The organism is Dysgonomonas gadei ATCC BAA-286 (genome assembly GCF_000213555.1).
In the GTDB taxonomy this organism is placed as follows: domain Bacteria; phylum Bacteroidota; class Bacteroidia; order Bacteroidales; family Dysgonomonadaceae; genus Dysgonomonas; species Dysgonomonas gadei.
The window spans coordinates 68481-81845 of record NZ_GL891988.1 but is presented as its reverse complement, the minus strand read 5'-3'; the positions used below and the strand labels follow the sequence as shown (position 1 = coordinate 81845).

Annotated in this window: 13 protein-coding genes; 4 read left to right on the top strand and 9 right to left on the bottom strand. The window is 40.9% G+C overall.

What is annotated here, in order from left to right:
* Positions 1-8 precede the first annotated feature (8 nt).
* Together HMPREF9455_RS16820 and HMPREF9455_RS16815 are read left to right on the top strand one after the other, a co-directional pair.
* Positions 9-2015 carry a retaining alpha-galactosidase gene (locus HMPREF9455_RS16820; protein ID WP_006800941.1) on the top strand — a complete coding sequence of 669 codons (2007 nt, stop codon included), beginning with the start codon at positions 9-11 and terminating at the stop codon, positions 2013-2015.
* A gap of 590 nt (positions 2016-2605) precedes the next feature.
* A complete protein-coding gene (locus HMPREF9455_RS16815; RefSeq protein ID WP_006800940.1) occupies positions 2606-2950 on the top strand; it encodes an MGMT family protein in 345 nt (114 codons plus the stop codon).
* Here HMPREF9455_RS16815 and HMPREF9455_RS16810 read toward each other — a convergent pair.
* The 5 genes from HMPREF9455_RS16810 to HMPREF9455_RS16790 form a co-directional block, all read right to left on the bottom strand.
* A complete protein-coding gene (locus HMPREF9455_RS16810) occupies positions 2947-4188 on the bottom strand; it encodes a sugar MFS transporter (RefSeq protein WP_006800939.1) in 1242 nt (413 codons plus the stop codon). The two genes, HMPREF9455_RS16815 and HMPREF9455_RS16810, sit on opposite strands and share 4 nt — an antisense overlap.
* Positions 4189-4314: 126 nt before the next feature.
* Entirely contained in the window at positions 4315-5778 is a 1464-nt protein-coding gene (locus tag HMPREF9455_RS16805; RefSeq protein WP_006800938.1) for a rhamnulokinase, read from the bottom strand.
* A 68-nt stretch (positions 5779-5846) separates the two neighbouring features.
* Positions 5847-6491: a class II aldolase/adducin family protein gene (locus HMPREF9455_RS16800; RefSeq protein ID WP_006800937.1), complete on the bottom strand. Its 645-nt coding sequence runs from the start codon at positions 6489-6491 to the stop codon at positions 5847-5849.
* Positions 6492-6511: 20 nt separating this feature from the next.
* The gene (locus HMPREF9455_RS16795) at positions 6512-6901 is read right to left on the bottom strand and encodes an L-rhamnose mutarotase (protein WP_006800936.1); all 390 of its coding nucleotides are present in this window, start codon (positions 6899-6901) and stop codon (positions 6512-6514) included.
* Between the two features lie 5 nt (positions 6902-6906).
* Positions 6907-8697, bottom strand: a complete 1791-nt coding sequence (locus tag HMPREF9455_RS16790; RefSeq protein WP_006800935.1) for an L-fucose isomerase — start codon at positions 8695-8697, stop codon at positions 6907-6909.
* Positions 8698-8928: 231 nt separating this feature from the next.
* Between HMPREF9455_RS16790 and HMPREF9455_RS16785 the strand changes: the two genes are divergently transcribed.
* The gene (locus HMPREF9455_RS16785; RefSeq protein ID WP_006800934.1) at positions 8929-9816 is read left to right on the top strand and encodes an AraC family transcriptional regulator; all 888 of its coding nucleotides are present in this window, start codon (positions 8929-8931) and stop codon (positions 9814-9816) included.
* Positions 9817-9853: 37 nt separating this feature from the next.
* Here the strand turns inward: HMPREF9455_RS16785 and arsB are convergent, their stop codons facing one another.
* The 4 genes from arsB to HMPREF9455_RS16765 all read right to left on the bottom strand — a co-directional run bounded on the left by arsB (position 9854) and on the right by HMPREF9455_RS16765 (position 12166).
* Positions 9854-10888 (bottom strand): ACR3 family arsenite efflux transporter, encoded by a 1035-nt coding sequence (gene arsB / locus HMPREF9455_RS16780; RefSeq protein ID WP_044216602.1) that lies wholly within the window; start codon positions 10886-10888, stop codon positions 9854-9856.
* Entirely contained in the window at positions 10881-11306 is a 426-nt protein-coding gene (locus HMPREF9455_RS16775) for an arsenate reductase ArsC (protein WP_006800932.1), read from the bottom strand. The genes arsB and HMPREF9455_RS16775 overlap by 8 nt, the downstream gene beginning before the upstream one ends.
* A 73-nt stretch (positions 11307-11379) precedes the next feature.
* Complete coding sequence (locus HMPREF9455_RS16770; RefSeq protein ID WP_199343246.1) at positions 11380-11841, bottom strand: GNAT family N-acetyltransferase; 462 nt, start codon at positions 11839-11841, stop codon at positions 11380-11382.
* Between the two features lie 4 nt (positions 11842-11845).
* Positions 11846-12166, bottom strand: coding sequence for an ArsR/SmtB family transcription factor (locus HMPREF9455_RS16765; RefSeq protein ID WP_006800930.1), 321 nt, complete (start codon positions 12164-12166; stop codon positions 11846-11848).
* A 213-nt stretch (positions 12167-12379) separates the two neighbouring features.
* On the opposite strand from HMPREF9455_RS16765, the gene cysK reads away from it, so the two are divergent.
* Positions 12380-13327 carry a cysteine synthase A gene (cysK, locus tag HMPREF9455_RS16760; protein ID WP_006800929.1) on the top strand — a complete coding sequence of 316 codons (948 nt, stop codon included), beginning with the start codon at positions 12380-12382 and terminating at the stop codon, positions 13325-13327.
* The last annotated feature ends 38 nt before the right edge of the window (positions 13328-13365 follow it).

Sequence of the window (13365 nt, the reverse complement as noted above, 5' to 3'; positions counted from 1 at the left end):
AACTAATAATGAGAAAAAACAATCCGGTAATCCTGTCTTTATTCTGTCTTTTATTCTGTTATACAATGACAGTCACTGCCCAAAAGCAGTTCGCCCTGAAATCTCCTGATGGCAAGCTGGAAGCCAGTATCAGCGTGGGCAAAACAGTCGGATATTCAGTGTCTCATGATGGAGATATAATGCTGGCTAAATCGCCGGTGTCTATGACCTTAACTGATGGCAGCACCTTTGGTATTAATACCAAGCTATCCGGCTCATCCGTAAAGACTGTAAATCAAATTATTGACGCTTCTATTTATAAACGAAATAAAATTGAGGATAACTATAATGAACTGACTCTAAAGTTCAAAGGTGATTATAATATTATATTTCGCGCCTATAATGATGGTATTGCTTATCGCTTTGTCTCTACCTCAAAGAAACCGTTTGTTATAGAAAATGAACAAGCTGAGTTTAACTTTCCTGCCGATCAGAAAGTATTTGTTGCTTATGCAAACAAACCGGAAACCACACCTCTTGAGGGCCAGTTCTCCAACTCGTTCGAGCAGCCATATCACAATATAGCTCTATCTGTATGGAACAAGAAGCGCCTCGGTATTTCACCGTTGGTAGTTGAAGGAGCGAAAGGAAAAAAGGTTTGCATTACAGAGGCTGACCTGATGAATTATCCGGGAATGTTTTTGTATCCGGCTGAAACAGCGAACGGCCTGAAAGGTGTATTCGCCCCTTACCCCAAAGATACGCGTCAGGGAGGACATAACGAACTCCAGATATTGGTCGATTCACGTGAATCATTTATAGCAAAATCCGATGGTCCTACGAACTTCCCATGGAGAGCGGTTATTGTTGCTGAAAAAGATTCGGAACTCGCCGACAGTGATATGGTATACAAACTTGCGACTCCCTCCCAAGGGGATTATTCCTGGGTAAAACCCGGAAAAGTAGCCTGGGACTGGTGGAACGACTGGAATCTGTATGGTGTTGACTTCCGTGCAGGTATAAACAACGAGACATATAAATACTATATCGATTTTGCATCTGAATATGGCATTGAATATGTAATCCTCGATGAGGGGTGGGCTGTCAACAAAAAAGCCGATCTGTTTCAGGTAATACCGGAGATCAATCTTCCAGAGCTGGTAAGTTATGCCAAAGCTAAAAATGTAGACCTTATCCTATGGGCCGGATATCATGCTTTCGACAGGGACTTGGAAAAGGTTTGCAAGCATTATAGCGAGATGGGTATCAAAGGATTTAAAGTCGATTTCATGGATAGGGATGACCAGATCATGGTAGACTTTCACCGCCGTGCAGCTGAAATGGGAGCTAAATACAAAGTACTTATAGATTTCCACGGTACATACAAGCCAACCGGATTGCAACGTACCTATCCGAATGTCATCAACTTTGAAGGAGTAAATGGTCTGGAGCAATTGAAATGGTCCGGTCCCGAACTCGATCAGGTTACCTATGATGTTACTATTCCATTTATACGTCAGGTAGCAGGTCCGATGGACTATACACAAGGCGCAATGCGTAATGCGACAAAAGGAAATTACAAAAATGTGTATAATGAAGCCATGAGTCAGGGCACGCGCTGCCGTCAACTGGCCGAATACATCATCTTCGAATCCCCTCTGAACATGTTATGTGATAGTCCATCTAACTACATGTCGGAACCGGAATGTACAGAGTTTATCGCCACCGTACCCACAGTGTGGGATAATACCATCTCATTGAATGGGGAAATAGGAAAATATCTATCTATTGCCCGCCAAAAAGGTGACACCTGGTATGTAGGTGTTATGACTAACTGGGATGCCCGCAACATGGAACTAGACCTTTCTTTCTTAGGGGAAGGCAGTTTCAAAGGTGAAGTATTCAAAGACGGGATAAATGCCGACCGTGCCGCCCGCGACTACAAGAAAGAAACAATAGATATTCCGTCAAATAAAAAGCTGCCGGTATCTATGGCTCCGGGTGGAGGTTATGTAATCAAAATAACAAGGAAATAATTACACAATATACTTTGTTGCAGGGGTAGTCATAATATGGCGCCCCTGTTTTCATTAGGGCTCAAGAAATGTTTCGAAAAGCCGTGTTATCTTATACCTCAAAAGGTAACAAAAGTAACACATTTTTAGCTATTAGCTGATAGCTGTTAGCCGATAGCTAATGTACAAAACCTGACAAACCTGACAGTTTTCACTCAATTTTTATTGTCACTTTTTCTTCTAAAAACTCTGTAACTTCATATTAATCAGGGATGAGAGATAACGCTCGCAAAGATGCAAAGGCGCAAAAAGGTAACAAAGGTTACAGATATATCAGTTAACAGTCATCAACTCATAAGCAGGTGAAGCGAAGCATCCCGTAAATAAAAAAACTCCGTGCTACTCCTTTTACTCCGTGTTTAAAAATAAAAGGTAACAAAGGTTACACTATTTCACTCATTTGCTAATATGCTAATTTACTAATTAATTATTTCAAAGAACTGTCAGCTAATAGCTAAAGGCTATTGACTCTATGTATAGATAAACCTCTTATAAAAACATCATCATTTATCCATCCGAATTTAATCTTATATTTGTATAAACATTAAACCATGTCTAAACTCGATAAAGAAGATTTTACCGAAGCCGTCTATGAGATTGTCAGAATGATACCTTACGGGCGGGCAACCAGTTATGGAGCCATAGCTAAAGCCATCAGCTATCCTAATATGTCGAGGATGGTAGGGCGTGTTATGGGTGAATGCGATTCCGTTAAAAGCAGTATTCCTGCCCACCGTGTAGTCAATAGCAGCGGGATATTGTCTGCAAAAGAAGCTTTCGGTAATTCCGGGGAAATGCAAAAGCTGCTTGAAGCCGAAGGTGTCATTGTAGTCAACGACAGGATAAAGAACTGGAAATCCGTATTCTGGAACCCGATGAAAGAAATAAATCTTTAATTCTTCAGTTTACTCACCCCGAAAGCGAATATCACCGTAAAGCAAACCAACGGAATTATAAATCCGGCAGCCATAGAATATAAATCTGCTATACGCCCCATCAGCATAGGGATAACTGCACCTCCGGCTACAGCCATCACGATAAGGGAAGAGCCCTTCTCTGTATTCTCTTTCAATCCGCTTATGCCTATCGCAAATATTGTAGGGTACATGATCGACATAAAGAAATATGATGCAAACAGGCATACTACCGACATCATACCCAATCCCATAACCACAACAATCATCAGCAAGATATTCATTACAGAATATACAGCCAGTAATTTCTTAGGATTAAAAAATTTCATCATATAACTTCCCGATATTCGACCGACCATAAACATACCCATCCCTCCGAATGCGAGTATCTGGGAAGCCTCCAGATGCGATATATCGGGACGTACCTCAATTACATAATTGATAAAGAAGCTGCCTATACCGGTCTGCCCGGCCACATAAAAGAACTGCGCCACAACAGCGAATATAAAAAGGGGATATTTCAACAAGTCTTTATAACAGCTTTTGGCTTTTGTTGTCACCGTATTTTCAGAAATTTCCGTTTCTCCTGCGGCTATTTGCGGCAAAGGAGTGCGTATAAACAGTACGGCGATAAGCAATACAACCACCCCGATACCGATATAAGGTGTCGCCAATGCCGCAAAAGGGTCGCCTTTATCCGAAAAGATAAGTAATCCTCCCACCAAAGGGCCTAATATCCAGCCCAGGCCATTAAAGGATTGAGCCAGATTGATACGCCTTGCCCCCGATTGGGCAGGGCCTAAAACCGTTGTATAAGGATTGGCTGCCGTTTCAAGGCAGGTCAGCCCACAGGCAATGACAAACAGGGCTATAAGAAAAGGAAGGAATGTCTTGATCAATGTTGCCGGATAAAAGAGAAATGCTCCGACAGCGAAGACCAGTAACCCGAAAACAATTCCTTTCTTATACCCATATTTTTTTATTATCAGTCCGGCGGGAATACCCATCACAAAATAACCGCCATAGAGAGCAAATTGTACCAATGCAGAGCGGGCTTTAGAGATTTGCAATATTTCCTGAAAATGGGCATTCAGCACATCCAGTAAGGCATGAGCGAATCCCCATAAGAAAAACAGACTGGTGACAAGTATAAACGGAAACAGATAGTTTTGTCCATCCTTCCCCGTGAACAAGGAATTATTTTTTACGTTATTTTGCATGGTATCTATAGGTATTTAAAAGGTTAAGGTCTCAGACCTATTTATTACTTTTTTATCTGCAACAGTAATAGACCATTACGACCAAATAACATTGCATAAATACTTTCTATTACTTAAATTCCAAATTTATTGGAACAGATGTTTTACTTTAACTATTGTATCAGCCCATCTTTTTGTGTTTCCGGGATAATATATTTTTTGTTCAAAACTGTTTTTTACAATGTTGTGTCCTTCTTCTAAGTTCTGTATTTGTTTGTCGGCAATAGCCTGCTGAATAATGTTACCTACTGCTGTTGCTTCGGTAAGGCCTGTTACCACCTCCATATCCAATGCGTCAGCTATATATTGGTTAAGCAACTCATTACGGCTACCGCCGCCCACCACAAAAATATATTTTAGTTCCAAACCTGTACTTTCCTGCAACTTGGCCATTACAAAATAATATTTAATGGCAAGAGATTCCAGTACACAGCGAACTAATTCACCTTTCGATACGGGAATCGGTTGATTGGTGTGTTGGCAATACTCCTGAATGGCTTTTTCCATAGAAGCAGGATGAGTAAATGCAGGATTATCACTGTCTACAATGCTGCGAAAAGAAGCAGCTTTGCCACATTCGCAAAACAAATGATCATACCCACATTCTTCCCCGGCCTTCTCCCATTCGTCGATCAGTCTTTGCAAAAGCCAAAGCCCAGTAATATTTCGCATAAAGAGAATCTTATCATCTACACCTCCCTCATTGGTAAAGTCATTTTTTCGGGCTTCTTCTGTAAGGACAGGTTTATCTGTTGTCACACCCAACAGGGACCATGTCCCCGAACTCAGGAATGCCCAATCTTTTCCATTTGCCGGAATAGCGGCTATAGCGCTGGCTGTATCGTGCGAGCCGACAGAAAACACATTGATGTTATCAGCCCCTGTCTCTTCCGCAATTTCATTCTTTAATTTGCCAATGAGATTGCAGGGGTATATGATATTTTGCATCAAGGGGTATGGCAATTGCAGTTTATCAAAGACAACTTTACTCCAGTGTCGCGTCTGCGCGTCTAATAATTGGGATGTAGAAGCGATAGTATATTCATTACAGGCGACTCCCGTAAGGAAATAATTGATAAGATCGGGCGTAAACAGCAATTTATCGGCGATTGACAATACCGGGTCTTCTTTCTGTTTAAGACTTAAAAGCTGGAAAACGGTATTTATTTCCATCTGCTGAATTCCTGTAATTGCATATAGTTCTTCTACAGAGATAGATATGGATGCCATGGCAGACATACCTTCGGTACGGCGATCACGATAGCAAACGGGATTGGATAGTAAATGTCCCGATTTGTCTATCAATCCGAAATCGACGCCCCATGTATCTATTGCAATACCTTTTAATGAATAGCCTTTTTTTACCGCTAGCCGGATACCCTCCTTTATATTCGAGAACAGCGACAGGAAATCCCAATAAAGCGTATCGCCTAACTGAATGGGAGGATTACTGAAGCGATGGACTTCATCTAACCGGACTTTTCCGTTTTCAATGAAGCCGACAATTGCCCTGCCGCTTCCTGCGCCGAGGTCTAAAGCCAGATATGCCATGGTAATGATCTAATTGATTAATATGCCAATTAATTAGCAAGTAGTATAACACTTATAACTCAGAACTATTATTTCCCGGATTTTCCCAGGATATAGACCTCCAGATCACGGATTTCTTCATCGCTCAAAGTCTGATAATTGCCTTCACCTGCACGCACAATTATACCGCAGGCAAATTCAAAAAAGACCGCTTTCTGGAAGGCATCATCAAAATCTTTTCCGCAAACTGCCTGACCATGCTTACTCATCAATACACAATCATGTTCTCTCAGAGCGTTTGTCACAGCATCCGCCAATTCTTTAGAGCCGGGACGGAAATAGGGTATTACCGGAATTTCACGACCGCAATAGCAGGGAACTTCGGCTACGACATTGAAATTCTCAGGCTTGTTTTTCATACATGAAATAATTGTGGCATATTCCGATTGGAAATGCAGCACCACATTCATATCTTTCCGCTCGCGCAATACTCCAAGATGGAAAACACTTTCCATTGAGGGTTTCGGGCCATCTATCCGCAGGCCTGTCGATATATCACATACGGCCACATTTTCTTCCGCCAGACGTGGAAGCCACGAGCCTGTACCCGATACCAGTGCTGTATTCCCTTCCACACGCCACGAAAGATTACCGCTGCTGCAAAGCTGCAATCGCTCTTTTCCGACACGATGAGCCTGTTCTATAAATTTTGCAATATGTTCTTTTGTTATCATTTTTATGTTTTATATATGAGTTACTTCAGGGCGTCTGTAAGGGAAAATATACGCTCTACAAGCTGCCATTTCTCTTCCGAACGTTGTCCTTCTCCTACGATCTGAAACTGAGATACAAATTCTTCCCATTCGGCCTGTCTTTCGTATGTAGCCAGTTTACCGAAAGAAGTATCCCAGTCGAAGTCGGGAGCTGCTTCTATTAGCATGAAAGCCATATCGTTTATCACATATATCTCCATATCCAGAATGCCGGCCTTACGGATGCCCAAAGGTATTTCCTTCCATATATTATGGCTGTTATGCCAATATTTATATTGTTCTAAAGTGTCAGGATTCAGTTTGAGAAACTGGCAGAAGCGTTTTGTCGCCCCTGCCGGTTGTTTTTTATACCCTTCTTTCAGGTCTTTCATTGCTTTTATTTTTTATAAAGAGGGCCGTATGTCTGGCATGCACGGTAATCTGCATTTTCTTTATCCATACCAAACGCGTTCCATGAAGACGGACGGTAAATATCATCAACGTTTACATTATGCATGCAAACAGGGATGCGAAGCATAGAAGCTAATGTAATAAGGTCGGCTCCGATATGCCCGCAGCTGATAGATCCATGATTAGCCCCCCAGTTATTCATCACCGAATATACATCTTTAAAATTAGGATCATCTGTCAGGCGAGGAACAAACCATGTTGTAGGCCAGCCCTTATCAGTACGTTCATCGAGTATTTTGTGCACTGCCGGATCGAGGTCTACCGTCCAGCCTTCGGCAATTTGCAATACAGGACCCAGACCCTTTACCAGATTCAGGCGAACCATTGTACAGGGCATTCCCCCACATGTCAGAAATTTGGAAGAGAAGCCTCCGCCTCTGAAATATTCACGATTAGCCGGCATCCATGTTGTCGCATTCAGACAGGCTTTTGCTTCCGCCTCTGTAATATCCCAGAATGGTTTCATCGTAGGTTTGCCATCCTTATCATTCTGGCGGCCGCTGCCATCGAGAGTTGCCGCACCCGAATTAATCAGGTGGATCATTCCTCCGGAAGCTAAACCGTCTAATTTCTTACCTGTTACACGCTCCACGGATTCAGGACTCCAGTATGTGCGTACGTCTGCAAAAATCTGTGCCGTATTGGTCAGTAAATAGCCGAACAACATAGCAGTACCGTTCAGTGCATCATTTTCGGTAGCTAATATATAAGGGGAGCGTATGCCAGTCCAGTCGAAAGATGAATTCAGTATTGCTTCGGTAAAATCACCGTTTGCATAAAAGTCCGTCCATTGGCGTTGCCCCTGAAATCCTGCGGCAATCGCGTTGTGCCCCAGAGCCTCTTCGCCGAATCCCATTTCTTTCAACTTCGGATTGCCTATCATCAGGTCGCGGACTATCAATGTCATTTTTACGATGAATTCCCAGTCTTTATCCCTTCCGGCCTGATCTTTTTTCAGATCGGTACGGTTGATATTATCTTCGCCTTCTTTGCAGTTAGCTTTAGCCCAGACTAATGCTTTTCCATATTCTTCTTTATCGTATATACCTTCGGTCATACGGCGGATAATTTCCACTTCGTCGACCCCTTCGCAACGCATACCCAAATAATCTTCGAAGAAATCGGTATTCACAATAGAGCCTGCGATACCCATACAAACCGCTCCGATAGATAAATATGATTTTCCACGCATAGTAGCCACAGCCAGACCTGCTTTAGCGAAGCGAAGCAATTTTTCTTTCACATCAGCAGGGATTTCCGTTGTTCCTGCATCCTGGACGTCACGTCCGTAGATTCCGAATGCGGGCAATCCTTTTTGTGCGTGTCCGGCTAATACCGCCGCAAGGTATACGGCTCCGGGGCGTTCCGTGCCATTGAATCCCCAAACAGCTTTTACGGTGTGTTGTTCCATATCCATCGTTTCACTACCATAGCACCAGCACGGAGTAACGGTAATGGTAACGCCTACACCTTCTTTCCGAAATTTTTCGGCACAAGCAGCGCTTTCGGCGACACGCCCGATAGTTGAATCTGCGATAGTGCATTCTACCGGAGAGCCATCGGGATATTTCAGCGTTGAAGTCAATAAGGAGACTACGCTTTTCGCCATATTCATTGTCTGGGTTTCGAGTGATTCACGTACACCACCCATACGGCCGTCGATAGTGGGACGGATACCAATTTTTGGCCATTGGCCCTGAAATCTTTCTGTTGTCATGATATCGATTTAGATTTTAAATTATTTGTCCGGTATATCTTAGGTTTCTTCTTGCTAAGAAGGCTGATTCAGGTTATAATGCGAATTTATAAATAAATTATAAGAATGACTTTCACTTTTTCGATAGATGGATAGTATTATATCGACATATTTTATTTAAAATAATATGTTATGTATTATAAATAAGTATATTTATGATTTACTTGAATGACATTAAAGCGACACATATTTATGTACGATATTGGTGATAACCTTGATTTTATACTCCTGAACATTGGCTATTCGGAGCTCAATGCAAACTGGAACTGGAAAAATATCTATAGCCCTTTCGCCAGAATATATTATGTGAAAGAAGGAGAGGCACGTACAAAGATTGGAGGCAAATTATATACACTAAAGCCCGGTCATATCTACCTGACACCGCCTTTTACCCTGCATAATGATGAATGCGACGGCTATTTCTCACTGTACTATATCCATTTCTATGAAAGGGCGATGAATAAGGAATCGGTATTCGACAAATATGATTTTCCGGTAGGGATAAAAGCTGAATCTTTAGATTTATTATTAACAGAGAGGTTGCTAAAAATTAATCCTGAACGCCATTTAAGCAACATCGACCCCGAGTTATATGACAATCTTCCGAATTTTTCACAATATATTGCCGATAATAATAAGATACCCCGTCATTCCATCATTGAAACGCAAGGTATATTATACCAGCTGATAGCTAAGTTTTTTGCGACGGCCAAGGTTAAATCGGATAATAAGGATAGCCGGATAACCAGCGGATTAAAATATATCCATGAAAATACGGATAAGGATATATCTATAGACCAATTGGCTGATATAGCCTGTATAACCAAGGATCATTTTATCAGGATATTCAAGAAAGAAATGGAATGCACTCCGTTGAAATATATAAATCTGAAAAAGATAGAAAAGGCGCAACTGTTGTTACTTACTACTGATATCTCCATCAGGGATATTGCTCTCGAGTTGGCAATGGATAACATTTCATATTTCAACCGGATGTTTAAACTGCATATAGGTAAAACTCCAACCGAATATAGAGCTGAATATAATAAGCAGCAGACTTTTGTAAATATCGGAGATTAACAACAATCCATATATAAATATTGACGTTAATTTCTTCTTATTTATAATATTTTCTTTTCAACCAAAAGGCAATATTTACCAACAGTATAAGTACAGGCACTTCGACAAGCGGACCGACTACGCCTGCAAAAGCCTGCCCGCTATGCAAGCCGAAGACTCCTATTGCAACTGCAATAGCCAGTTCAAAGTTATTACCTGTGGCTGTAAAAGCTATCGAAGCATTTTTATCGTAAGACGCCCCCATTAATTTTCCTGCAAAGAAGCTGAGGAAGAACATCACTACGAAATAGATAAGTAGCGGTATGGCAATATGTACCACATCTAGCGGTATTTGTACGATCAGTTCCCCTTTGAGGCTAAACATTAATACTATGGTAAATAGTAAGGCGATTAAAGTAATTGGAGAGATTGTAGGAATAAATTTTTCTTTATACCATTGTTCACCTTTGATTTTAACCAATATCAATCGACTTAGAATACCCATCAGGAAAGGAATACCCAAATAGATAGCGACTGTTTCGGCTATTGTACCTATGGATATATCCACGATCGTACCCTCAAAACCGAACAAGGGAGGAAGTTTTGTTACAAATATCCACGCATAAAAACTGTAAAAAAATACCTGAAAAATACTATTCAGGGCAACCAATCCTGCGCCGTATTCTGTATTACCTTCTGCCAAATCGTTCCATACAAGTACCATTGCAATACACCGCGCAAGACCTATAAGAATAACCCCAACCATGTATTCGGGGTAATCGTGTAAAAAGAGAATGGCAAGTAAAAACATTAAAAGAGGTCCGACAATCCAATTCAGGATTAACGAAATAGATAATATCTTTACGTTAGAAAATACTTTCGGCAGTTGTTTGTAATCTACTTTTGCCAATGGCGGATACATCATCAGGATCAGACCTATTGCCAGAGGAATATTTGTTGTCCCGCTCGACATGGAATCTATGTAGCTGCTGAAAGACGGGATAAAATACCCCAATCCTACACCGATAGCCATTGCAAGGAATATCCAAAGTGTTAAGTTCTTATCTAAGAAACTCATTTTCTTTTTACTCATGACCTTTTATCTTATCGGTGTATAATTTATAAAATGCTGTTTTGATTTCATCCCTTACCCTGATATACTCGGATTGAATAAACTCGGGTGTTCCCGTAGCTTCGGACGGATCATCAAAACCGATATGCAGACGGTTCTTTACTTTTCCCGAGAATGCAGGACAGCTTTCATTTGCACCACCGCAAACGGTTATCACATAATCCCATTCATCATTCATATATTGCTCTACACTATCGGATGTATGGTGCGAAATATCCACCCCTGCATCCTGCATGACTTCTATTGCCTTTGGATTTACTTTTCCGCTTGCTTTTGTCCCTGCCGAATAAACAGACAATGAAGGATCGAATGATTGTAAAAATCCGTGTGCCATCTGGCTACGGCAACTATTTCCTGTACACAGAATTAAAATTCTCATATTGTTTATAATTTCGTGTTTATACTAACAGTTTCTATTTCGTCGAATAACGAATGCTTATCTTAAAAAAATATCAGGATAAAACTTTTGACATTTTATAGTTTGTCATGGAAATACCAATGCAAACGGTCTGTTGTTCCAAAATAACATAGCCTTTTTTTGAGAAGAAAGGTTGGGCTGTAATACTGACATCAGCAGTTATTTCTGAAATATCTTTTAACCGTGCATATTCTTCAATCTTTTTAAGTAAGAATGTTGCAATGCCCTTCCCCTGATAGTCCTTATGGACAAACATAGAATTTAAATACCCTGACAATTTTAGGGCAGCAAACCCTAATATTGTATTGTTTTCCTCGGCAAGTATAAAGTATTGCTCATTTATCCGTTCCTCCCATACACTCACGTCTTCTCCCCTTGCAGCCCAGCATCCGACCTGTTCGGGTGTATAGTCTTTCAAATTGACCGCAAGGATAGTTGAACGGAATAACTCTTTAATAGCAGGGATATCCTTTTTTGTTGCAAACCTGATGTCCATAATATCAGCAAATATCGTCTGTTTTCTGTAATTGAGTAAAAAAAACACCAAATAGTTCTTTAGCTTTATTCCAGTTCTCGTTATTGATACAATATTTCACGGTGGGTAATGTAATTGTCCCCTGAATTAATCCTGCATCTTTTAGTTCATTCAAATGCTGAGACAGCGTGCTTTTGGCAATGGGCAAAACCTCTGACATATCGCCATGATAGCAGCATGATTGATTGGCAAGCATTTCAAGTATGGCAATACGAATAGGATGTCCTAATGCTTTAGCAAAACGGGCTAATTGTTCCTGATCGGCTGTTAATTCTTTCTTTGACATAGACTCGATATTTATTGTTCGTAAATATACGAATGTATTTTTAATCCGCAAATTAACCGACGAATTTTTATTCGAATATGGATCGATACAACTATTCTGACTTGAAATATACCATGTTTATGGTATGAAAATACCTTACTTTAGCGATTTCATAAATGCAGAATACCATATACCTTTGTATTATTGAAAATCAGATATTAAAATTATAATCTTATGGGAAAAATTGCTAAAAAATTAACAGACCTTATTGGTAACACTCCATTACTGGAGCTTTCAAATTATAATAAAAAACACGGGCTTGAAGCCTCTGTGATCGGAAAGCTGGAATATTTCAATCCTGCTTCGAGTGTAAAAGACCGTATTGCCAATGCGATGATAGAAGATGCTGAGGCATCGGGTGTTCTAAAATCTGACAGCGAACTAATAGAGCCAACCAGTGGCAATACAGGTATCGGGCTTGCTTTTGTCGCCGCAGCTAAAGGGTATAAGCTGACATTGACAATGCCGGAGACGATGAGTATCGAGCGTCGCAATTTACTGAAAGCATTAGGTGCTAATATTGTTTTAACACCTGGTCCTGAAGGCATGAAAGGCGCTATTGCAAAAGCTGAAGAATTGCAGAAGGAAAATCCGAAAGCAGTGATCTTGCAGCAATTTGCTAACCCCGCTAACCCCGCGATTCACAAACGTACTACAGCTGAAGAAATTTGGCGGGATACGGACGGGAAGGTCGATATTTTTGTATCCGGAGTAGGTACAGGAGGTACAGTGAGCGGAGTAGGAGAAACATTGAAAAAATACAACCCGAATGTAAAGATTATAGCAGTTGAACCTGCTGATTCTCCTGTTCTGTCGGGGGGCACACCGGGACCACACAAGATACAAGGTATCGGAGCCGGTTTTATACCCAAAACATATGATGCATCTTTTGTCGATGGAATAATTCAGGTTAGTAATGATGATGCAATACGCACAAGCCGTGAGTTGGCCAGAGAGGAAGGTCTGCTAGTCGGAATATCTTCCGGAGCGGCAGCTTATGCAGCAACTCTGTTGGCAAGGAAACCTGAAAATAAGGGTAAGAACATAGTTGTTATCTTACCTGATACAGGCGAGCGCTACTTATCTACAGTGCTGTATGCCTTTGAAGAGTATCCCCTTTAATCATGTATATAGTTAAATTGTTTGGTTATTAGATTTAG